Source organism: Streptococcus sp. S5 (assembly GCF_034134805.1).
In the GTDB taxonomy this organism is placed as follows: domain Bacteria; phylum Bacillota; class Bacilli; order Lactobacillales; family Streptococcaceae; genus Streptococcus; species Streptococcus lingualis.
The window spans coordinates 832,687-856,330 of record NZ_CP139419.1 but is presented as its reverse complement, the minus strand read 5'-3'; the positions used below and the strand labels follow the sequence as shown (position 1 = coordinate 856,330).

At 40.8% G+C, this 23,644-nt stretch carries 19 protein-coding genes; 9 read left to right on the top strand and 10 right to left on the bottom strand.

From position 1 onward, the window contains the following. Window positions 1-114 precede the first annotated feature (114 nt). Window positions 115-498, bottom strand: coding sequence for a YwiB family protein (locus tag SM123_RS04020; RefSeq protein WP_049475354.1), 384 nt, complete (start codon window positions 496-498; stop codon window positions 115-117). A gap of 115 nt (window positions 499-613) precedes the next feature. Here SM123_RS04020 and SM123_RS04015 point away from each other — a divergent pair, with 115 nt between their 5' ends. Genes SM123_RS04015 through SM123_RS04000 form a run of 4 tightly spaced genes read left to right on the top strand, consistent with a single transcriptional unit; the run spans window position 614 to window position 5,176 of the window. Continuing rightward, window positions 614-1,924: an HD domain-containing protein gene (locus SM123_RS04015; RefSeq protein ID WP_013903868.1), complete on the top strand. Its 1,311-nt coding sequence runs from the start codon at window positions 614-616 to the stop codon at window positions 1,922-1,924. After that, window positions 1,914-2,720 (top strand): sugar-phosphatase, encoded by an 807-nt coding sequence (gene yidA / locus SM123_RS04010; RefSeq protein ID WP_320909900.1) that lies wholly within the window; start codon window positions 1,914-1,916, stop codon window positions 2,718-2,720. The genes SM123_RS04015 and yidA overlap by 11 nt, the downstream gene beginning before the upstream one ends. A 3-nt stretch (window positions 2,721-2,723) precedes the next feature. Further along, entirely contained in the window at window positions 2,724-3,935 is a 1,212-nt protein-coding gene (locus tag SM123_RS04005) for an aminoacyltransferase (RefSeq protein ID WP_320909899.1), read from the top strand. Window positions 3,936-3,940: 5 nt separating this feature from the next. Next, window positions 3,941-5,176, top strand: a complete 1,236-nt coding sequence (locus SM123_RS04000) for an aminoacyltransferase (protein WP_320909898.1) — start codon at window positions 3,941-3,943, stop codon at window positions 5,174-5,176. Window positions 5,177-5,251: 75 nt separating this feature from the next. Here the strand turns inward: SM123_RS04000 and tpiA are convergent, their stop codons facing one another. The 4 genes from tpiA to ftsW form a co-directional block, all read right to left on the bottom strand. Then, on the bottom strand, window positions 5,252-6,010 hold the full coding sequence (tpiA, locus tag SM123_RS03995) for a triose-phosphate isomerase (RefSeq protein WP_070661871.1): 759 nt from the start codon (window positions 6,008-6,010) through the stop codon (window positions 5,252-5,254). A 164-nt stretch (window positions 6,011-6,174) separates the two neighbouring features. Then, on the bottom strand, window positions 6,175-7,371 hold the full coding sequence (gene tuf, locus SM123_RS03990) for an elongation factor Tu (RefSeq protein ID WP_003008055.1): 1,197 nt from the start codon (window positions 7,369-7,371) through the stop codon (window positions 6,175-6,177). Between the two features lie 279 nt (window positions 7,372-7,650). Further along, window positions 7,651-10,476: a phosphoenolpyruvate carboxylase gene (ppc, locus tag SM123_RS03985; protein WP_320909897.1), complete on the bottom strand. Its 2,826-nt coding sequence runs from the start codon at window positions 10,474-10,476 to the stop codon at window positions 7,651-7,653. A 38-nt stretch (window positions 10,477-10,514) separates the two neighbouring features. Continuing rightward, a complete protein-coding gene (gene ftsW, locus SM123_RS03980) occupies window positions 10,515-11,756 on the bottom strand; it encodes a cell division peptidoglycan polymerase FtsW (RefSeq protein ID WP_045759674.1) in 1,242 nt (413 codons plus the stop codon). A 248-nt stretch (window positions 11,757-12,004) separates the two neighbouring features. Between ftsW and SM123_RS03975 the strand changes: the two genes are divergently transcribed. From SM123_RS03975 to SM123_RS03965, 3 genes are all read left to right on the top strand, one after another. Continuing rightward, complete coding sequence (locus tag SM123_RS03975) at window positions 12,005-12,880, top strand: GH25 family lysozyme (protein ID WP_049497418.1); 876 nt, start codon at window positions 12,005-12,007, stop codon at window positions 12,878-12,880. Window positions 12,881-13,020: 140 nt separating this feature from the next. Beyond that, window positions 13,021-13,494: an aminoacyl-tRNA deacylase gene (locus SM123_RS03970; protein ID WP_070506616.1), complete on the top strand. Its 474-nt coding sequence runs from the start codon at window positions 13,021-13,023 to the stop codon at window positions 13,492-13,494. A gap of 22 nt (window positions 13,495-13,516) precedes the next feature. Then, a complete protein-coding gene (locus SM123_RS03965) occupies window positions 13,517-14,140 on the top strand; it encodes a histidine phosphatase family protein (RefSeq protein ID WP_320909896.1) in 624 nt (207 codons plus the stop codon). Between the two features lie 36 nt (window positions 14,141-14,176). Here the strand turns inward: SM123_RS03965 and lysS are convergent, their stop codons facing one another. The 4 genes from lysS to SM123_RS03945 form a co-directional block, all read right to left on the bottom strand. Next, window positions 14,177-15,667, bottom strand: a complete 1,491-nt coding sequence (lysS, locus tag SM123_RS03960; protein WP_320909895.1) for a lysine--tRNA ligase — start codon at window positions 15,665-15,667, stop codon at window positions 14,177-14,179. Window positions 15,668-15,926: 259 nt separating this feature from the next. Next, window positions 15,927-17,264 (bottom strand): ABC transporter permease, encoded by a 1,338-nt coding sequence (locus SM123_RS03955; RefSeq protein WP_320909894.1) that lies wholly within the window; start codon window positions 17,262-17,264, stop codon window positions 15,927-15,929. After that, window positions 17,264-17,959 carry an ABC transporter ATP-binding protein gene (locus SM123_RS03950; RefSeq protein WP_320909893.1) on the bottom strand — a complete coding sequence of 232 codons (696 nt, stop codon included), beginning with the start codon at window positions 17,957-17,959 and terminating at the stop codon, window positions 17,264-17,266. The genes SM123_RS03955 and SM123_RS03950 overlap by 1 nt, the downstream gene beginning before the upstream one ends. Continuing rightward, on the bottom strand, window positions 17,943-19,100 hold the full coding sequence (locus tag SM123_RS03945; RefSeq protein WP_049491125.1) for an efflux RND transporter periplasmic adaptor subunit: 1,158 nt from the start codon (window positions 19,098-19,100) through the stop codon (window positions 17,943-17,945). Before SM123_RS03945 ends, SM123_RS03950 begins: the two co-directional genes overlap by 17 nt. Window positions 19,101-19,279: 179 nt before the next feature. Between SM123_RS03945 and gorA the strand changes: the two genes are divergently transcribed. Together gorA and SM123_RS03935 are read left to right on the top strand one after the other, a co-directional pair. Further along, a complete protein-coding gene (gene gorA, locus SM123_RS03940) occupies window positions 19,280-20,629 on the top strand; it encodes a glutathione-disulfide reductase (RefSeq protein WP_320909892.1) in 1,350 nt (449 codons plus the stop codon). A 306-nt stretch (window positions 20,630-20,935) separates the two neighbouring features. Next, window positions 20,936-22,561, top strand: a complete 1,626-nt coding sequence (locus SM123_RS03935) for a Gamma-glutamyltranspeptidase (RefSeq protein ID WP_320909891.1) — start codon at window positions 20,936-20,938, stop codon at window positions 22,559-22,561. Between the two features lie 346 nt (window positions 22,562-22,907). Here SM123_RS03935 and SM123_RS03930 read toward each other — a convergent pair whose 3' ends face one another. After that, window positions 22,908-23,639 (bottom strand): cyclase family protein, encoded by a 732-nt coding sequence (locus SM123_RS03930; RefSeq protein ID WP_003015569.1) that lies wholly within the window; start codon window positions 23,637-23,639, stop codon window positions 22,908-22,910. Window positions 23,640-23,644: the final 5 nt, after the last annotated feature.

Below are 23,644 nucleotides of genomic sequence, written 5' to 3'. Positions count from 1 at the left end.
ATAATTCGTAATGACGACACTATCGCGGAAAACCGCCAGCTACTCCCTTGAGTGGTTTTATTATACCATTTTTATAGAATAAAGCAAGCGGGATCTCTAATAATTTAATGAGGTCTATTCTTCCCATTCCACTAGTAATTGATAATTAGCAAATTCCTGTTCTCCATCGAGAGTTAACAAGCGATAAGAGACTTGCAAATGACCTGCTTCTAATTGAAAGAAATCTGTTGTAATCAAAAACTGCTGAATGCCCATCGGAGTTGGGATGATTGCCCCACCATCTTCATTTTTGTAGAAACGCATGATGGATTTAGGACTTGAGAAACGTGTCATGACCAATTCGTCATTGGAAAATTTCAAAGCAACCTTTTCATCTTCTTCATTGGTATACAAGAGATACTGAAAACCTGCTTTTTCCTTCCATTCACCTTGATAGTACTGATCAACGATTTCCATTTCTTCTCCAAATCGAATGGTATTTTGAATGCGAATCTGCATCTTTGTCTCCTTCTCTTCTTTTCTTGCCTTACTATTCTATCAAATTTTACGCATTTTGACTGCCCCTATTAGCCTCTATATCGCAAAATAGGCTTTTTTTTGCTATAATAGACCCATGAATGAAAAAGTCTTTCGCGATCCCGTGCATGATTACGTTCATGTGGATCATCCCATCATTTATCAATTAATTAATAGTAAAGAATTTCAACGACTACGCCGCATCAAACAACTGGGGACATCTGGTTTTACCTTCCACGGTGGGGAGCATAGTCGTTTTTCTCACTGTCTTGGCGCCTATGAAATTTCAAGACGCATTCTATCCATTTTTGAGGAGAAGTATGCAGAGCAATGGAATTCTGATGAAAACTTACTGACCATGACAGCCGCTCTTCTTCATGACATTGGACATGGTGCTTATTCTCATACCTTCGAAGGACTCTTTGGAACCGATCATGAAAAAATGACCCAGCTGATCATCACCAGCCCAGAGACGGAGGTCAATCAGATCCTCTTGCAAGTGGCTCCTGATTTCCCAAATCGTGTAGCCAGCGTCATTGATCATACCTATCCCAATAAACAAGTGGTGCAATTAATTTCTAGTCAGATTGATGTGGACCGAATGGATTATTTACTGCGGGATGCCTATTTTACGGGTGCTTCCTATGGAAAATTTGACTTGACCCGTATTTTGCGCGTCATTCGACCGATTGAAAATGGCATTGCCTTCCAACAAAATGGCATGCACGCTGTCGAGGATTACGTGGTCAGCCGTTACCAAATGTATATGCAGGTCTACTTCCACCCGGCTACTCGTGCCATGGAAGTCCTCCTTCAAAATCTTCTCAAACGAGCTAGAACCATTTATCCCGATCAGAAAGAGTATTTTCAACTGACTTCACCTCGCTTGATTCCATTTTTTGAAGAAGAGGTCACCATTCAAGACTACCTAAATCTAGATGACGGTGTGATGAATACCTATTTCCAAGTCTGGATGGATAGTCCGGATACCATCTTGTCTGATCTTGCTCAGCGCTATATTAATCGGAAAGTCTTTAAATCGATTCTATTTACAGAAGATAAACGAAAAGACTTAGCAATCCTTGAAAAACTGATTAAAGAGGTTGGGTTTAATCCAACCTACTACACCGCTATTCATCAAAATTTCGATCTGCCCTACGATATTTATCGACCAGAGCTTGAAAAACCGCGGACCCAGATCGAGATGATCCGAAAAGATGGGAGTCTCGCTGAATTGTCTCAGTTGTCTCCACTCGTCGCTGCTTTAGCAGGAACTCGCTATGGGGACAACCGCTTCTATTTCCCAAAAGAAATGCTGGAGGTTAATGGACTTTTCAGTAAGCAAGTAGAGGAATTCACTTCCTATATTACCAATGATTATTTTACAGGAGAGACGGATGTCCATTAAATTAGTTGCGATCGATATCGACGGTACACTTCTCAATTCAAAAAAAGAGATCACACCTTCTGTATTTGAAGCCATTCAAGATGCTAAAGCCGCAGGCGTTAAAATCGTTATCACAACCGGTCGCCCTATCGCAGGGGTCTCAAAACTTTTAAAAGAACTCCATTTGATGGATCCTGGAGACTATGTCATTACCTTTAATGGCGGTCTGGTGCAAAAAACTGCTACTGGAAAAGAACTCATCAAAGACCTTTTACATTATGAGGACTATCTCGATATCGAGTCTCTTGCTAACAAACTCCAAATCCACTCTCATGCTATTACTAAAGACGGCATCTATACCAGCAATCGAGATATCGGACGCTACACCATTCATGAATCTCAACTGGTCAACATGCCCCTTTATTACCGGACGCCTGAAGAAGTTCGTGAGAAAGAATTTGTCAAGGCCATGTATATCGATGAACCAGATATTCTAGATGCTGCGATTGCAAAAATCCCTAAAGAATTCAAGGATCGCTTCACTATGGTCACATCAGCCCCTTTTTATTTAGAAATTCTAGGGAAAACAACCAATAAGGGAGCAGCTGTTCTTCATTTAGCTGAACGACTTGGAATCCAGCAAGAAGAAACCATGGCCATCGGAGATGAGGAAAATGACCGTTCCATGCTAGAAGTCGTGGGACATGCTGTCGTTATGGAGAATGGCAATCCAGCTCTTAAAAAAATTGCTACAACTATCACCAAATCAAATGATGAATCTGGCGTTGCATACGCCATTAGAAAGTGGGTATTATAAGAAATGTACCATTACCAGCTAGGAATTTCTGCTAGTGAGCATGATGACTTTGTTATTCAGAGTGACCAAACCAATCTCTTACAAAGCAGTTCATGGGCAAAAATCAAAGATAATTGGGGAAATGAACGGGTTGGTTTTTATCAAGAAGACCAATTAGTCGCTGTTGCAAGCATCTTGATTCAACCCCTGCCACTTGGCTTTTCCATGCTCTACATTCCTCGAGGCCCCATCATGGACTACCAAAACAAAGAGCTGGTTTCATATGTGATCCAGTCCCTTAAAAAGATAGCCAAACAATACAAGGCCTTGTTTGTTAAATTTGATCCAAGTCTTTTCTTGAGTAAACACTTGATTGGACAAGAAAATACGGAAACCACTGATGTGCAAGCAGTAATCGATACCCTAACTAAAGAAGGGATTGAATGGACTGGCCGAACCAGTGATATGGCAGAAAATATCCAACCACGCTTTCAAGCGAATATCCACAAAGAGTTTTTCACTGAGCAAGATCTTTCAAAATCTACTCGACAAGCCATCCGAACTGCTCGAAACAAAGGGATCCAAGTCCAATTTGGCGGGACTGAATTGTTGGAGGACTTTGCTTCTCTCATGAAAAAGACTGAAGCTCGTAAAAGCATTCATTTACGTGGAAAAGACTACTACGAAAAACTACTCACAACCTACCAAGGACAATCCTACATTACCTTGTCTACTCTAGATCTCGAGAAACGCAAAAGCTCCCTTATAAAAGATCTTGAAAAAAACAAGGCAGAGGCTGAAAAATTCACAGAAAAAACAAAGCCTGGCAAGGTTGAGAATAACCAAAAAGAAAAAGAGCGGATAGAGGAAGAACTGCAATTTCTTGAGCAGCATCTCCAAGCAGGTAGACAAATTGTTCCTTTATCTGGGACCTTAACCCTTGAATTTGGTGGGACATCGGAAAATGTTTATGCAGGGATGGATGAAGAATTCCGCCGCTACCAACCTGCTATCCTCACCTGGTATGAAACTGCCCAACACGCTTTTGATCGTGGTGCTTCTTGGCAAAATATGGGGGGCATTGAAAATTCACTCGATGGTGGTCTCTATCATTTCAAATCAAAATTTAATCCTGTCATTGAAGAATTTGTTGGGGAATTCAACCTCCCAACCAGTCCACTCTATCCACTTGTAAACAAAGTCTACAAGATCCGGAAAAAATTAAGGAGTAAATAAGTTACATGACTCTTACGACAATTTCAAAAGAAGAATTTACCTCATTTGCAAATACTGTCTCCCATCGCTCTTTTATCCAGTCTGCTGAAATGGCAGATCTGCTTGAAAAGCGAGGAAATACCGTCCAATTTATCGCTTGGAAGCAAGAAGATCAAGTCCAAGTGGCAGCAATCTTGTACAGTCTTCCTATGACAGGTGGTCTCCATATGGAAATCAATTCTGGCCCCCTTTACCAAGAGGAAGCTATGCTAGAACCTTTCTATGCAGCTATAAAAGACTATGCGAAAGAAAATGGGGCTATTGAACTCGTTATTAAGCCCTATGATACCTATCAAACCTTTGACAGTGACGGCAATCCAACCAGTGAAGAGCAAACCCATTTCATGGATACCCTAAAAAAATTGGGCTATCAGCATGATGGTTTAACAACAGGTTATCCAGGTGGAGAAGGTGATTGGCATTATGTGAAAGATATGGAGGGTATCACCGAAAAAAATCTTCTCAAGAGCTTCAGTAAAAAAGGAAAGCCACTTGTCAAGAAAGCCAAATCTTTCGGTATTGAACTGAAACGATTAAACCGAGATGAACTGCAACTCTTTAAGGATATTACTTCCTCTACCAGTGACCGTCGCGACTATCAGGATAAGACCTTGGATTATTACCAAACTTTCTATGACAGTTTTGGCGACAATGCAGATTTCATGATCGCAACACTGAACTTCCACCATTACTACACGAATCTTGAAAAAGACCAAGGAAAACTAGCACAGAAGATTGAGAAATTACAGAAGGATCTTGAAGTCAACCCCAATTCAGAGAAAAAACAAAATCAACTTCGTGAATTCTCTAGCCAGTTTGATACCTTTGAGGTGAGAAAGAGGGACGCAAAAGAATATATTGAAAAATATGGAGATCAAGACGTCATTCTTGCAGGTAGCCTCTTCGTCTATATGCCACAAGAATCCACCTATTTATTCAGTGGCTCTTATACAGAATTTAATAAGTTCTATGCTCCTGCTGTTCTCCAGGAATATATGATGCTTGAAACCTTCAAACGTGGTATCCCAAGATATAACTTCCTTGGTATTCAAGGAATCTTTGACGGGTCAGACGGTGTTCTTCGTTTCAAACAAAACTTCAACGGCTACATCGTCCGTAAGATGGGGACCTTCCGTTATTACCCAAGTCCTCTGAAATACAAACTGATTTCTCTCGTTAAGAAACTATTAGGACGTTCCTAACTTAAAAGACCAGCTTTGTAGCTGGTCTTTTCTACTATAAAAAAGACGAGAAACCTCTCGCCTTTTTATATGTCATTATTTAACGAAGTCAAGCAATGCCAAGAAGCTTTCTGGATCAAGTGATGCACCACCTACAAGAGCTCCGTCAACGTCTGGACAAGCCATGTATTCAGCAACGTTTTCAGGTTTCACTGAACCACCGTATTGAACACGTACTTTGTCAGCCACTTCTTGACCAAAGTCAGCAGCTACAACGTCACGAACAACTTTACACATTTTTTGTGCGTCGTCTTGTGAAGCTGATTTACCAGTACCGATCGCCCAGATTGGTTCGTATGCGATAACTGTTGAAGCCACTTGTTCTGCAGTCAATCCAGCAAGAGCAGCTGAAACTTGAGCCCCTACAAATTCTGCTGCTTTACCAGCTTCGTAAGTTTCAAGGCTTTCACCACAACAGATGATTGGAAGCATACCGTTCGCAAAGATTGCTTTTGCTTTTTTGTTGATATCTTCATCAGTTTCATGGAAGTAGTCACGACGTTCTGAGTGACCGATAACAACGTAGTCAGTACCGATTTCTTTCAAAACTTGTGGGCTAGTTTCACCAGTGAAGGCACCAGCATTTTCAAAGTAAGTGTTTTGGGCAGCAACTTTAAGGTTTGAACCTTTAGCAGCAGCAAGAACAGTTGTCAAGTCAACTGCAGGAACTGCGATACCAGCTTCAACAAGGTCAGCTGAAGGAAGTTTTGATGCTACAGCTTCAACGAATGCTTTTGCTTCTTCTGGATTTTTGTTCATTTTCCAGTTACCAGCGATAAATGGTTTACGTGACATTTCACATACCTCTTTTTTCTAATTTTATACTATCTATTTTACCATAATTTTCGTCATAATGAAAGGTTGCACAAGCTCATTTTACTTTTTACCAAAATAAAAACCCCGTCTTCACGGTGTTTTCTGTCTGTCTATATAATTGTTAATCTGGGAACTAGATCGAATTAAGCTTCGATTTCAGTAACCATACCTGAACCAACAGTACGTCCACCTTCACGGATTGAGAATGTAGTACCTTGTTCAACGGCGATTGGGTGGATCAACTCAACGTCGATAGTCACGTTATCACCAGGCATTACCATTTCAGTTCCAGCTGGAAGTTCGATAGATCCAGTTACGTCAGTTGTACGGAAGTAGAACTGTGGACGGTAGTTGTTGAAGAATGGAGTATGACGTCCACCTTCTTCTTTAGTAAGGATGTAAACTTCACCTTTGAATTTAGTGTGTGGGTTGATTGAACCTGGTTTAGCGATAACTTGTCCACGTTCGATTTCATCACGTTGGATACCACGAAGAAGCACACCAACGTTATCCCCTGCAAGACCTTCGTCAAGTTGTTTACGGAACATTTCGACACCAGTAACAACTGCTTTTTGGATTTCGTCTTTGATACCAACGATTTCGATTTCATCGTTGACACGAACAACACCACGGTCGATACGTCCTGAAGCAACTGTACCACGTCCAGTGATTGAGAATACGTCTTCGACTGGAAGAAGCAATGGTTTGTCAGTATCGCGTTCTGGTTCTGGGATGTACTCATCAACAGTATCCATCAATTCCATGATGATATCTTCATATTTAGAGTCACCTTCAAGAGCTTTAAGAGCTGAACCTTGGATAACTGGAAGGTCATCACCTGGGAAATCGTATTCTGAAAGAAGGTCACGGATTTCCATTTCAACCAATTCAAGCAATTCTTCATCGTCAACCAAGTCAACTTTGTTCATGAAGACGATCAAGTGTTTAACACCAACCTGACGTGAAAGAAGGATGTGTTCACGTGTTTGTGGCATTGGTCCGTCAGTTGAAGCTACTACAAGGATAGCTCCGTCCATTTGAGCGGCACCAGTGATCATGTTTTTAACGTAGTCCGCGTGTCCTGGAGCGTCGATGTGAGCGTAGTGACGTTTAGCAGTTTCGTACTCAACGTGTGCAGTGTTGATGGTGATACCGCGTTCGCGTTCTTCTGGAGCAGCATCGATAGACGCATAGTCTTTAGGTTGGTTAACTGATGAAGGCAAGCGACGTGCCAAAACAGTTGTGATTGCTGCAGTTAGGGTAGTTTTACCGTGGTCAACGTGTCCGATTGTACCGATGTTAACGTGCGGTTTACTACGATCGTATTTTTCTTTTGCCATTTGAGTAAAAGCCTCCAATAAAATATATTTTATAGATAGACAGTAGGCAATACAGTCTAACTTTCCTTACTATTCTATCGAATTTTAGATAAAATTGCAAGCCTTTTACCTATATTTTCTTAATTATTCCTCTTCTTTTCTTTTATTTTATCAGCTTGCTGAAAGATCCTTATCTAGCTTTGAAAATTCTCATTTAAAATCTGCTATTTAAGCCTTTATGTACCTTTTGCTCCTTTGGGTTCAGGGAATAAAAAAATCGGAACAGTCGTTCCGATTTTTTTAACCTGAATTACGTAATCCTGTAGCCACCCCGTTGATGGTGATATGGATTAGCTTGTCTTGATCGGCTGGTAGTTGTCCAGTCCGTTGACGTCGAATCAATTCTAACTGAATATAGTTCAAGACGTTAAAGTATGGCATCCGATAATCCAAACTTTCTTTCAGATAAGGGTTCTCCGCAAGCAATTCGTCTTGCTCTTCAATCATCAAGATGATATTCTTGGTCAATTGCCATTCATGTAAGATAATCTGATAGATATTGCGGACTTCTTCTTCTTCACACAATTGGGCGTACTCAAAGGCAATATCCATGTTGGCTTTAGATAAGACCATGTCCACATTTGACAAGAGAGATTGGAAGAAAGGCCAGTTTTTATACATGTATCGAAGGGTTTCGATATTCTCAGGATCCTCATCGATAAATTCCTTAAAGCTAGAACCTACTCCGTACCAACCAGGGAACATCACCCGACTTTGTGACCAAGAGAAGACCCAAGGAATAGCACGCAAACCACCAATTTCTGTAATGGTCTTACGAGCAGCAGGACGTGAACCAATATTAAAACTTGAAATTGCTTTAATCGGACTTGATTCAAAGAAGTAATCATAGAAGTGCTCATTTCCAAAGACCAAATCACGATAGATATCGTAACTACGGTTCACGACTTTATCCATGACTTCCCCGAAACGATCAAACATAGAGAATGGACTCTTTTGTTCGGCAATCATTCGGTTAATGGTTGCAGAAACTAGCATTTCAAGGTTGTAGTAGGCAGCATCTTTATTTCCATATTTATTACCGATCACTTCCCCTTGCTCAGTTAAGCGGATACGGTCATTAATGGATTTCAATGGTTGAGAAGTGATGGCTTCATAAGTAGGACCTCCACCACGACCAACAGTACCACCACGACCATGGAAGAAGGTAATCTTCACTCCAAACTCGTCTCCGATAGCGGTCAATTGTTGTTGGGCTTTAAAGAGGGTCCAACAAGAAGACAAGTATCCACCATCTTTGTTGGAATCAGAGTAACCTAACATAATCTCTTGGTAGTTGTTCTTAGAAGCAATCCAACGTTTGGCAATCGGAAGAGACAAGTAACTTCTCATGGTTTCTTCTGAATGATCCAAATCTTCGATGGTTTCAAACAACGGAACGATTTGAACGCGAGCTTTTTCCGTATCGACTAAGCCCACTTCTTTCAACATCACAGCCAATTCCAACATATCTGACACACTGGTTGCATGAGAAATGATGTTTTGACGAATGACTTCTTCCCCTAAACGATCCTTCAATTCACGGGCCGTTTGGAAAATCGCTAATTCTTTTTCAAGCAGTTCAGATTTTTCAGCATGGGTTGCTGATAAAATACGTGGGTCTTCTAAAAGTTCTTTCAAGAGAACTTGACACTTTTCATCCTCTGATAAATCAGAATAGTGGTCATTAATCCCTGCTGATTTCAGCAATTCTGCCACACAGGCTTCATGCACACTCGAATCCTGGCGCATATCAATAGAGGCCAGATAGAATCCAAAAACATCGATGGCTTCTAGAAGTTCTGCAAACTCACCAGAAATTAAATACTCTGATTTGTTTTCTAACAAGGAATCTTTGATCTTTTCAAGGTCTTCTTTAAATTCTTGAGCTGATGCATAAGCTGGAGCTTCTTTCTCAGAAATTTTCTTTAGAGCCCCAGAGATACGATTGCCGATATAATCAGAAACTGGCCCTTGTTGATGAGCATTTGCTCCTAATAACCTCTCGACAGCATAACGATCTTCTCTAGTTTCCCCAACCATCGTCCATTCTTTTAAATTGACCAAAGTCTGGATCAATTTTGACTGGATATAGTGGAAAGCTCGACGGTAAGGTTCTTTTTCACGAAAGACGGATGTATCACTTGATAGGGCTGCCATTTCAGCTACTGCTTTACTTGTTTTAGAAAGACTCGTTGAAAGGGAGAAGTGACGGTATAATTTAGAAATTTTTTCGATGTAATAGTTCAAAATGACTTCACTTTGAATAGTTGCTGAACGCTTCAAGGTCTCAGCTGTTACAAACGGATTTCCGTCCCGGTCTCCCCCGATCCACATGCCCATTGTGATCGGACGTGGTTGTTCAAGCTCTAATCCATGCTCTTTTGCCAAGCGTTTGTATTCCAACATCAGATTTGGAACAGATTGTAAGAAAGAGCTATTGTAATATTCCATGACGTTGGTGATCTCATTGGTAACCTTCAATTTTTTGTCACGAATCATATCCGTTTGCATCATGATTTCGATATTACAACGAAGGTTGTTATACCACTTATTCTCATTCATTAAACCAGCTTTAACATCCCGGTGCTGACGAAGAAGAGCATGAATATGATTGGTTAAATCCAGCATGGTTTTTCGTTGCACTTGAGTTGGATGGGCTGTTAAAACAGGTACAATGTTGAGATTTTCAAGAATTTCTTGTGCATCTTCATTTTTCGCAACTTCTTTAATGGTTGAAGAAAGTTTTCCGAGGTATTCACCATCCACGTTATTCAAATGATTGATTTCATAGGCCAAATCGACATCTTCTGAGATGTTAATCAAGAGTGGTAAAATGGCAAAATAACGTGAAATCACTGTCATTTCTTCATTTGTCAATTGTTCCACTATTTGATTCAACTCACGATAGTTCTGTGTTTTTGATAGATCCTTCAACTGCCTAATTTTATCAAAGGTTTCCGGACGAACCAAATTTTTCGTAATATCATCTAATAAATTAGTTAAAATTTCGGCTTCTTCTTTGATAATATCTTTATTTGTGAAGTTCTCTAATTTTTGTAAGACCATTTTTTCTCCTTTTTGAATAGCCATTCAACAATTCCCTTTTAATAATAAGGTTTGATTTTACCTTTTTCTTCAAAAACCATGCCTTCTTGTTCCATCTTGGCCCGTTTTTCACTAGCATCGATATTCAAAACGAAAGCAATCGCTACGGATAAGACCCATAAGCTATTTCCCCCCTGGGATAAGAAGGGGAAGGTCACTCCTGTAGACGGAATCAAACCAGAAATTCCTCCGATGTTAATGAAGGTTTGCACTAAGATCATCCCACCGATCCCAATGGCCATCATCGAATTAAAAGGATTCTTTGCTCGAATACCGACTAAAATGATCCGAAGAATTAAGAAGAATAAGAGAGCAAGGATCAAGCTAGCTCCAACAAAACCTAATTCTTCAATCACGATCGCAAACACAAAGTCTGTGTGCGCTTCTGGTAAGTAACCTTGTTTTTCAATGGAATTTCCTAGCCCCAAGCCAAACCAACCACCATTACTCATGGCATAGTAAGAATTAGCTAATTGGTGACCTGCGCCAGACAAGTCATTAAAGGGGTTAAAGAAGGCACTAAAACGTTTGGCCACATAACCAAAGACTGGAATTTTAGCGACACGGTCCACACCGATGATCCATATTGAACCAAGGACAATGGTGGAGGCTCCAACAACTAAACCAAGTAAAGAGGTAAACCAACGGTAGCCCACTCCACTAGCCGTAATCATGATCAAGACCGTTAAGGCCAAGATCGTCGCATTTCCCAAGTCCGGCATAATCACAACGATTCCAATCAGAATCAAGGTCAGCCAACGCCAATCGTTTAAATTCCTTGGAATCCATTCATTGTGGGTCAAGGCTTGATAATCATAATCGCGTATCTCGTCTTGTCGTTTAGAAAAGATCAAGGCTAGATACCAGACTAAGATCACCTTGAGATATTCTGCTGGCTGGATACTAAACCCTCCAGGAATTGTCAACCAACCGTGAGCCCCATTGACCGTATCTGTGATAAACCTAGACAAAATCAACAAAATCACTTCAGCAAAAATGACAACAGCCAGTACTTTTTTATTTCGAAGGAAATCTAAGCTAAATTTATAAATCAGGGCGATGGTTAGGAGACTAAGGATAAAAAAGAGTCCCTGTGTCCGTACCATCCGAATCGAACTCACTCCACTTTGAATTGCCAAGGCACTTGTTGTCGAATAGACAACAATCAAGCCAATGATGGATAAAATCAAATAGGGAATGAGGATGGAATAATTTAAAAGATGTCTTTTTTCAATTTTCATAATTCACCATATTCCTAATGTTCAACCTTCATTATATCATTTTTAAGAAGCAAAACCAAGGAAAGGCCAGAAAAGATTCGGCTTCTTCCCTATTTTCAAGAAATATTCTGATCATTCTTCTTATTTTCATATATTTTTATCCTTTTTCGATGAAAAGATTCCTTTTTTTTGAAAATAATAGCTGAAATCAGCATCTTTTAAGCATTAAGTTTTGCCTTTTCGTTTTTTTTACGGTAAAATGTTTCTGTATGAGAAAAAGGATAAAACCCGTTGTTCTCTTAGTCTTTTTTATCGGTATCATTTCTTTTCTCGTTCTTTCACGAACGATTGCCGATCTTCAAGCCAGAGAGCGACAAGAAACAACTAAAACCATTCCGAACTCCAATACACCTCGAAAAACAACTACTGCAAGCTCTTCTTCTAAAAAAGAAGAAGACATCAATCCAGAACTGGTTGGCCGCCCGATCATTGATATCTCAGGCTGGCAATTGCCTAGTGAAATTGATTACGATGTCCTCTCCCAAAATGTGGGAGGTGTGATCGTTCGTGTCCATAGTGGGGCTCAAGCTAAAAAGGAAAATGCAGCAACCTACTTAAATGGTCTGGATAAATCTTTTAAAACCCATATCCAAGAATTCCAAAAACGAAATATCCCTGTCGCAGTCTATGCTTATGTCGCTGCTAAGGATAAAAAAGAAATGGAAAAAGAAGCAGAAGAATTTTACAAGGCTGCTTCTCCTTACAAACCGACCTACTATTGGTTAGACGTTGAGGAAAAAACTATGAAGGATATGAACGCAGGTGTTGAAGCTTTCCGAGCAAAACTACAAGCTTTGGGTGCAAAAAATATTGGACTCTATATCGGAACTTACTTCATGGAAGAACATAGTATCTCCACTGATAAATTTACGGCTCTTTGGATTCCTACTTATGGATTTGATGATGGCTACTATAATGCTGCGCCAGATACCAACACGGAATACGACTTGCATCAATATACCTCTCAAGGGCAATTAAATGGATTCTCACACTACTTGGATCTCAACCAAATTGCTCCGACGCAAGACCAAGAAGCGATTTATCGGAAGCTTTTCAAGGTACAAAAAGATAACTCTTCCTCATAGCCTTAAAACAGCAGATCAAGTGGTTTTCACTTTTTCTGCTGTTTTCTATTTTTAAGGAGAAGAGAATATCGTCGCTATTATATGTTATAATGGTCTAATGAAATCTGATTTTGTAGAGAAAAAGAGAAAAGGAGAAAGCCGTGGCAAAAAAAAATAAAGTGAAGAAAACCTTGGTCGAACAGATCTTGACTAAAGCAAAAATCGAGCACATAGGCTTACAAATCAACGCTTTAGAAGGGATCTTACCAGAAGGGATTGATCGCTCTACTATTTTCAAAACCCTAGCTCTCAAAGGAGATAAAACGGGTCCAGTGATTGGGATCATTCCTATCACGGAGCATCTTTCAGAGAAAAAATTGGCCAAATTATCGGGCAATAAGAAAGTGGCTATGATTCCTCAAAAGGATCTCGAAAAAACAACAGGTTATATTCATGGGGCCAATAATCCAGTGGGCATTCGTCAAAAGCATCCTTTCCCAATCTTTATCGATGAATCAGCCCTTCAGTTAGAGACCATGATCGTATCTGCTGGGGAAATCGGCCATAGTATTCAGATCAAACCACAACTTCTAGCAGACTTCGTACAAGCGACTTTTGCAGATATTTTGGAATAAAGACAGAGAAGGAGACAAGATTGTGAAACTATATTTTATTCGACACGGACGAACAGAATGGAATGAAGAAGGACGTTTTCAGGGATCAAATGGCGATTCTCCGCTGTTACCAGCCTCTATTCGTCAGCTTGAAAAATTAGGAAAGCACCTAGCTAGTGTTCCTTTTGATGCAGCCTTTGCAAGCGATCTGCCACGGACAGTCCATACCGCACAGATCATCCTCGATCAATTGGAGACACCTCTAGAATTGCAAGCAACGCCTGCTCTTCGTGAATGGAATTTGGGAAAATTAGAAGGAGCTAAAATTTCTACCATTTCAGCTATCTATCCCCAACAAATGGATGCCTTTCGCCATAACCTAGCTCGCTTTCAAAATGAAATCTTTGATGCAGAATCTGTCTATGAAACGACCAAACGTACCTGTGATTTTGTAAAAAGCCTGAAAGGAAAAGAGCTCGATACTGTTCTCATCGTTGGACATGGGGCTAATTTGACAGCTTCTATTCGAACCTTACTTGGTTATGAAACAGGAGAACTCCGCAAAAATGGCGGACTAGATAATGCCAGCGTGACGATTCTGACAACAGATGATTTTGAGCACTATCACTTAGACACCTGGAACGACACTTCTTATATGGAAGACTAAAAAACACTGATCTTGCGATCAGTGTTTTCTTTTAGCTTATTTCATAGTTGGAAAGAGAAGAACGTCGCGAATTGTTGTTACATTGGTCAACAACATAACGAGACGGTCAATACCAATTCCAAGTCCACCTGTTGGTGGCATACCATATTCAAGGGCTTCAACATAGTCATAGTCAATGCCTGTAGCTTCGTCATCTCCCAATTCTTTGGCACGCGCTTGCGCTTCGAACCGTTGCAATTGATCGATCGGATCATTCAATTCCGTGAAGGCATTCGCATACTCTTTGGTCATGATGAAGAGTTCGAAACGGTCAGTGAAGCGTGGATCTTCTGGATTTTTCTTAGCCAATGGAGATACTGCTACTGGGTGACCGTAAACAAAAGTTGGTTGCGTCAAGGTTTCTTCAACGAATTCTTCAAAGAAGGCATTGATAATTTGTCCCACATCTGTGTAGTGTTTTTCAACCGGTACGTGTTTTTCGTTTGCAAGTGCTACAGCTTCTTCAAAGGTCATGTCTTGCCAGAAGTCAACGCCTGTGATTTCTTTGATCGCATCAACCATGTGAACCCGTTTGAATGGTTCGTTGATTTTGATTTCTGTTCCTTGGTAGTCGATTGGACCATCACCATGGACAGCTTTCGCAGCATGTTGGATGATACCTTCTGTTAAGTCCATGATATCGTGGAAGTCAGCGTAAGCTTGGTAGACTTCGATTGAGGTGAATTCAGGGTTGTGAGTAGCATCCATTCCCTCGTTACGGAAGATCCGTCCAATTTCATAGACGCGTTCCATCCCACCAACAATCAAACGTTTCAAGTGAAGCTCAGTCGCGATACGAAGCACCATGTCAATATTTTGCGCATTGTGGTGAGTGATAAATGGTTTGGCAGCCGCACCACCAGCTTCATTGTGAAGCACTGGTGTTTCCACTTCAAGGAATCCTTGACCATCTAAATAACGACGGATTTCAGAGATAATTTTTGAACGGGTTACAAAACGTTCGAAGCTTTCACGGTTTGAAATCAAATCCAAATAACGTTTGCGATAGATGGTTTCAACGTCTGAAAGTCCGTGGAATTTTTCAGGCAAAGGACGAAGGGCTTTTGACAAGTGAGTGATATGAGTTGCTTTAATCGAAAGTTCACCCATGTCTGTGCGCATGATTTCCCCTTCAACACCAAGGAAATCACCAAGGTCTGCTTTTTTGAAGATCTCGTAGTTTTCTTCTCCAACTGCATCCTTACGAACGTAGATCTGAATTTGACCTTCACGGTCTTGAAGATGGGCAAAGCCAACCTTTCCTTTTCCACGTTTTGTTACAAGACGACCGGCAATAATAGCTGTTTCGTTCAAGTCGTGGAGTTGTTCTTTATCTAATTCTGAATATTTTTCTTTTAATTGACCTGAATTTGCAGTGCGTTCGAATCGCTTCCCAAATGGATCGATTCCTTGTTCACGAAGGGCCGCCATTTTCTCACGACGGACAATCTGCTGGTCATTCAATTCTTCCATATGTTCAGTAGTCATTTGGAACCTCCTAAGTTATTCTCCCCTATTCTATCATATTTAGGCCAGAAATTCACTAATATTTACCAATTAAACAAAAATAAGATGGAAGAAAAAATGCAGCTTCTTGAATGAATACTCAAAAACATCTGAAGACCGTCGTTGACTGTCCAAATAGTTTGACCTGTATAAGACAAGGTTTCGACAAGCTATTCCAAAACAGCATCAAAAAGGAGCGTGGAGAATCTTAAGCAATTCATCCTGACCCGCTCCTATTTTTTTATTCATAACGCAGTGCTTCGATCGGATTTAACTTAGAAGCCTTATTCGCTGGTAAAATTCCAAAGATGATGCCTACAAAAGCAGAGAAAATAATACTGCCGATGGCGACATTTAAGGAAATAATCGGTGGTCCTTCTAGGGAGGCTGCTGCGAGTGTAGTAATCAAGCTATTCACACCATAAGCAAGACCAAGTCCAATCAGCCCACCAATGATGGTCAAGACCATCGACTCAATCAAAAATTGAACCAAAATCTTACCTCGGGTTGCTCCCAATGCTTTGCGAAGTCCAATTTCTCTCGTCCGCTCAGTGACAGAAACCAACATGATATTCATGACTCCAATCCCACCAACTAAGAGAGAAATCCCAGCAATAGCTCCGATTACTGATGTCATAATTCCTACTACTTTATTGGTTTCCTCTAGGATGCTATCCAAATTAAAGATTTGGAATTCTCCTTGGCGAACACCTGAAAGCTCTGTTAGCTTTTGAGCAGCTTCGATCCCAACAGATTTGATTTCTTTCACATTCGGTACATGGACGACAATATTTTGAATTTCATCCGTTCCGAATTCAGAGGCGAGTTGAGTATTGGCCATCAAGGCACTTCCACCTGAAGAAGCTCCATAGAGGGCTGTCCCTGCATTTGGATCCTTGAAAATACCAACGACGCGATAATTGTTGTCTCCAACAGAGACCACCTGATTCAGTGGATTCTCCGTTCCAAATAATTGTTGAGCCAATCCTTCATCAAGGAGCACCACCCGTGAGAAATTACTATAGTCTGAAGGGGTTAATTTTCGCCCAGATAAGAGCTCAACCTTTTTGACAGAAAAATAGGTTTCATTTACCCCTTGGATGTTCACTCCGTCTACTTTTTTCTTTTGAAAAGCAATGGTTGCATTGGAGGTATTGCCAACATAGTAACCATCGATGCCTTGAATCTTGGTTAATTCCTTAACCCAAGATTCTTGCACAACTGGCGGTGCTTCTTGAACTTGACCATCAACATCTTCAGCGTTTTCCCCATCAATATCCGATGGAGCAGCCATCCCTCGGTCTTCAGCCGCAGGTCCACTTTCGCCTCCGCCTTCTCCTGTATCTTCAGAAGGGCCAATATTGATTCCTGTTACATAGCCACTCTTATTGGGAGAATAGGAGATTTGTACATACTCTTGGTCCTTGGTGAAGGTCTTGGTGACACCAGCTTTCATACCATCTCCCAGAGCCATGATGACAACGACAGAAGCGACCCCAATAATGATCCCCACCATGGTCAAGAAAGACCGTAATTTATGGCTCATAATCGAGCTGATCGCAAATTTCCAATTTTGCATTAGCTCCCCCTTTCCAGCTTGCTATCTGAGGAGATCACTCCGTCACGAATGACAATGCGACGATGTGCAAAGGCTGCAATTTCTGGCTCGTGTGTAACCATGATAATGGTTTTTCCTTCTTGGTTTAACTTGGTTAACAAGTCCATTATTTGCTCCCCCGTCTTGGTATCTAGGGCTCCAGTCGGCTCATCTGCTAAGACGATGGCTGGCTGATTGACAAGGGCTCGAGCAATCGCTACCCGCTGTTTTTGACCCCCTGAGAGCTCTGAAGGCAAATGGTGCATGCGAGAATGAAGCTCTACCTTTTCAAGGTACTGCTCAGCTAATTCCTTCCGTTTAGCAGGATGAACTCCCGCATAAATGAGAGGCAGTTCTACATTTTGAAAGGCATTGAGCTTAGAGAGAAGAAAGAATTGTTGAAAGACAAAACCGATCTGTTCATTTCGAACACGTGCTAATTTTTTCTCACTGAGATTTCCAACCTCCTGACCTTCTAGGAAATACTCTCCGCTGGTCGGGCGGTCCAACAAGCCAATGACGTTCATTAAGGTCGATTTCCCTGAGCCAGATGGACCCATAATGGCCACAAATTCTCCCTCTTCGACTTCTAAATCGATGTCTTTTAAGACACGAAGTTCCTGATCCCCATTTTTATAGGTTTTATTGATTCCTTTTAGTTCAATCAATTTTGTCATATTTTCCGATCTCTTTTCCATCTTCCAGTTTCTCATTAGGATTCACAATAACTTGAGCATCTTTCTTCAAGCCTGACAAGATTTCCTGGTTTTCAGCATCGGCGTTACCAAGCGTCACTTTTACTTTCTTAGCCTTGCCATTTTCGACCGTCCATACATAACTCGTATCCCCATCAGCCATGACACTTGTCACGGGAACAAGGGGATGTTGAGTAGAACTTTTGACTTCAATATTGACAGAAAAGCCTTGTTTGAGTTCCCCAATCTCACTGGTAATATCCACTGTGAATGGGTACTTGGCTCCACCGCTTCCTTGTGTCCCACCTGCCGCATTGGCACCTGCTTGACCCGCGTCGGTCGGATAGTTGGCTACATAAGAAATCTTTCCTGTCCAGGTTTTATCCGGATAAACCTTGGAAGTGAGGACCACTTCCTGACCTTCAGAGATATTGGCCAAATTGTATTCAGACAACTCCCCTTTGACTTGTAAATTCCCGTTGCTCACAATGTGAACCAGAGTTTGGTTGGTCCCTGTAGTCGATTTTGAAACATCTTTATTGACTTCGACCACGGTACCATCTGTATTACTCCTAACTGTTGTCGCATCCAGAAGAGCCTTAGCCTTGTTCATATTATCGACCGCATCCGACTTAGCATCTCGTAAATCGCTAGCTTGAGAATCGACTGTTCGCTGGGTCTGCGAAGCTGATTTGGCATCTGCTTCTTCATCGCCTGTCGTATCAATGGTCACACCATTTGTCAGTAAGTCATTTAACTGACGATCTGCCTTATTGACAGCACGAACGGCTGCATCATAAGCGGTTTGGGCCTCTGTACTGCTATACTGAACAATTGGCTGACCGGCCGTCACTTGATCTCCTACATTGACCAAAATCGACTGCAAATCCCCTTTGGTTCCATCAAAATAGACATACTGTTCCTGGTTGGCAGTGACTTTCCCAGTTAACAAGACTGAAGAAGCGATCGATCCATCCTTGACCGTTTGCACCATTGGAGTTTCTTTCGTGATTGCCTGATCAGGTGTAGTTGGGTGCGAAAACACCATCACACTTCCTGTTCCAATCACCGCAATAGCTGCACCTGCAGCTGCAAATAGTTGCCATTTTTTTAATTTCTTCATCGTTTTTCTCCATCAAAGAAAGCGTTTTATTCTATACCATAGTATACCATATTTCCTTACTTTTCTATCTAAAATTGACACGGCAAAATGAAATTTAAATGCTTGGTAACATGCTAAACCCTTGACTTTTGTAACAGTTGATATTACAATCAAACTGAAATCCCATTTAGGAGGAAAACATGAAAGAATTTGATATTATTTCAATCGGTGGAGGTAGTGGAGGAATCGCTACGATGAACCGGGCTGGGGAGCACGGAGCTCGCGCTGCCGTCATTGAAGAAAAACAATTGGGGGGCACCTGTGTCAACAGAGGATGTGTGCCTAAAAAAATCATGTGGTATGGTGCACAAATTGCAGAAGCTATTCGCGATTATGGACCAGACTATGGATTTACTTCTGAACAGACAAAATTTGATTTTGCAACCTTAAGAAAAAATCGCGAAGCCTATATTGACCGTTCCCGTAATTCCTATGATGGCAGTTTCAAACGCAATGGGGTTGAACGAATTGAAGGACGTGCCCGTTTTGTGGATGCTCATACGGTTGAGGTAAATGGAGAAACCATTAAGGCCAAGCATATCGTAATTGCGACCGGTGCCCATCCTTTTATACCTTCTGTTCCTGGAGCCGAATTTGGCGAAACTTCTGACGATGTCTTTGCTTGGGAAGAACTCCCTACATCTGTTGCCATTATTGGAGCTGGCTACATCGCAGTGGAACTAGCCGGTGTGCTTCACCATTTAGGAGTCCAAACAGACCTCTTCATCCGAAAAGATCGGGTTTTACGTAGTTTTGATTCCTACATTGTCGATGGCTTAATGGAAGAAATGGAAAAACAAAACCTTCCGCTTCACAAACATAAGGTTCCCATGAAGCTTGAAAAATTAGAAGATGGTCGTGTGAAGATTTATTTTGAGGATATGACCAGCCACGTGGCAGATCATGTTATCTGGGCAACAGGACGCAAACCAAACGTCCAAGATCTCAATCTAGAAGCTGCAGGTGTTACTTTAAATGAAAAGGGCTTTATCGCAGTGGATGATTACCAAAACACTGTTGTACCAGGCATCTATGCTCTTGGGGATGTCACAGGAGAAAAAGAGTTGACTCCTGTCGCTATTAAAGCTGGACGCACTCTTTCTGAACGACTATTCAATGGAAAAGTCAATGCCAAAATGGATTATACAAACATCCCGACCGTTGTCTTTTCTCACCCCGCTATCGGAACTGTTGGTTTAACGGAGGAAAAAGCCCAGCAAACTTATGGTAAAGAGAATATCAAAGTCTATACTTCTCAATTTGCTTCTATGTACACTGCTGTTACCCAACACCGCCAGCAAGCAAAATTCAAACTCATCACTGCTGGTCCCGAAGAAAGGGTCGTTGGCCTTCATGGTCTTGGCTACGGAGTCGATGAAATGATCCAAGGATTTGCAGTTGCTATCAAGATGGGAGCGACAAAAGCCGATTTCGATGCAACTGTCGCCATTCACCCAACCGGATCCGAAGAATTTGTGACGATGAGATAAAACATAAGCTTGAAGTTGTTCCACTTTAAGCTAAAAGGACTATTTTAACAAACAATAGTCCTTTTTCATTTATCTGATTTTTATAAAATCCTTAAAATTTCATAGATAAAATATTTTTATTGTTAAAATCTTACTAATTTGTGATATAATTCACTTTGTAGATGTCTTTTTTGAAAATAGACTAGTGGGGGGTGCACTTTTATTAATGTCGTCTTAAAAGACACCTATAAAAATTTCTCAATTTTGTAAGTTTTTGGCAACAACATACAAATTGATGTAAATATTGGAGAAAAATGGGAGAAGAAAATGAAAAAAATGAATCTAAGTAGACTTGTCAAAGTCTTCTTTATTGTATTTTTACCATTATTATTCATCGTATTATCGCAATCTGATATGGTAAAAGCTGGCGATGTCAGCAACAATATTAGCTCACTTACTGTTTCATCAGAAGAAATCACAGATGGTGGACAAACAACTGTTAAGTTTACATTTGATGAGCATGCACAAAAGATTCAACCGGGGGATACATTAAAAGTTAATTGGACTAGTTCTGGAACAGTCTTTGGGGTAGGATTTAAAAAGACTATTCCACTAAGTATTGACGGAACTTACGTTGGAGACATGGTCATTACAGATGGATCTGCGACAGTTACTTTCAATGAAGCTATCAAAAACCTTCAAAACATTCGCGGTTGGGGTGAGTTTGAGATTGAGGGTCATAATGATACAGCAACCGATAAGGAGCATGTTGGAAAATTCACTATTATTAGTGGAGCTAGAAAAGTAGAATTAAACGTTAAGAAAATGGCTACTGGTGTTAACAGCGCTCCATTCTATCTCAAAGCGGGTGATATGCACGCGAATGATCCTGAACATATTCTTTGGACACTAACCATTAATGCAATGAACTTAGATGTAGATGGTGATGTTCGTGTTGAAGATGACATCCAAGGTGGTCATTCACTTGTAAAAGATAGTTTTAGTATTACTACTACAGGTAACAAACCAGGATATTACGGTGGCTCAACTGCTATCGACGATTTCTTAGCAGCCTTTCCTGGATCAACATTCACAGTTGATGCTGCAGGAAAAATTACAGTTACGATTCCTCAAAGTGAAATTAATAAGACTGGTGTCCTGATCTTTTACCAGACTAAAGTAGAGAATGAAAATCAAAAGAATTTCTTAAACAATACTAAGGTTTGGTATCACGTTAAAGGTGAGCAAGCCGTTGTTGCAAAGGAAGTAAATGCATCTGTTGCAAATATTAATGCAAACGGTGGAGTGGACGGCGATATGACATCAACCACTACAACAACCTCTACAACAACTACCACTACAACCTCTACAACAACTACAACTCAAGAGCCTACAACTACAACTACTACGACTCAAGAACCGACTACCACAACTACTACGACTCAAGAGCCTACTACCACAACCACTACGACTCAAGAGCCTACTACCACAACTACTACGACTCAAGAGCCGACTACCACAACTACTACGGTAACAACTACTGTTGAACCTAAGACTACTTCAACTACAACTGATGAACCTAAGACTACTTCAACTACAACTGAGGAGCCTAAGACCACAGTAACGACTACCGATGAACCTAAGAATACTCCAACTACAACACCAGAAGAACCAGAAAACCACAATGGTAGTGAGGAAGACACAACAACCACTACGACTACAACTGTAGAACCTAAGACTTCTTCATCTACAACAGAAAATCCAAATAAACCTGATCATTCTGGTACTACAACGACACCAAGTGCGCCAGGTTCAAATGGTGGAAACAATGGGGGAGGTCGCAAAACACTTCTTCCAAATACAGGTGAAGTTGTGGCTTCTGGACTCGTCTTCTCTGGAATTCTTGTCTTAGTAGGTGCTGTTGGAATCAAACGGAAATTGACTCGTCAATAATTTATTCATTAAAAATAGTCAATTTTCTAACGAAATAGATTTTCAATGCATCTTAACAAATAGTTCAACTAACAAAGAGAGAAACTTTTAGCTCTCTCTGATTGATAAAAAGACCCTAGAATATAAGATTCTAGGGTCTTTTCTTTGTCGTAAGCCCTATAAAAATTTGGCTTACACCGGTACGTCTACATCTCAAAACATTGACAAAATAATTAACAAATATCCCTTTTTATTTTCTCTAAATCAGGTTTTTAGATGGAATATCAGATGGTAACGAAAATAGTTTCGAAAATACAAAAAGACAAACGTCCAAAAGTGACGTCTGTCTTCAAGCTTTTTTCTTTGTTTATGGTAAGATGGCAATGGCACGGACAGGTGAACCAGTTGCCTTGTCCCAGTGAGGGAAAGCAATCGAAATCAAAGCACCTACAGCTGGAACTTGGTCCAATTGGTTCAAGACTTCAACTTGGTAGATATTTTGTTCCAAGAGGTAGTATTCATTGACCAAACCATGCTCTGCTGCTGGAATACCTGCATCGGTATCAAAGGTTTCATGACCCACAGCCTTGACATGGCGTTCATGAATCAAGAATTCCAAGGCTTCACGGCTCCATCCTGGACTTTGTTGAACCCCATTTTCATCAAGATTGCGCATAGCATCTTGATCTGGCCAACGTTTTGACCAATCACTACGGAAGGCAACAAAAGCACCCTCAGCAATTTGTCCATGCTCTGCCTCAAAGTCTAAGATATCTTGTTTGCTCAAGATAAAGTTTGGATTGGCTGCAACTTCTTTAGACTTGTCGATAACATAGAGTGGCAAGAGGAGATCTTTGAGGTCAATCTCATCCAACCAACGACCACCTTCTACAAAGTGAATCGGTGCATCAATATGCGTTCCGTATTGACCAACCACTGTAAATTTTTGAACATGGAAACCATCTTTTAATGTAAAAAGATCTTCTTGTTGCAATGCAGGAAGGGCTGGGAAGTGTGGACTTTCCGCATTGATCTGGTGACTCAAGTCCACCCATTTTTTAGCTTGCAATTCTTTATAAATACTTAGTAAATCTGACATGTTTC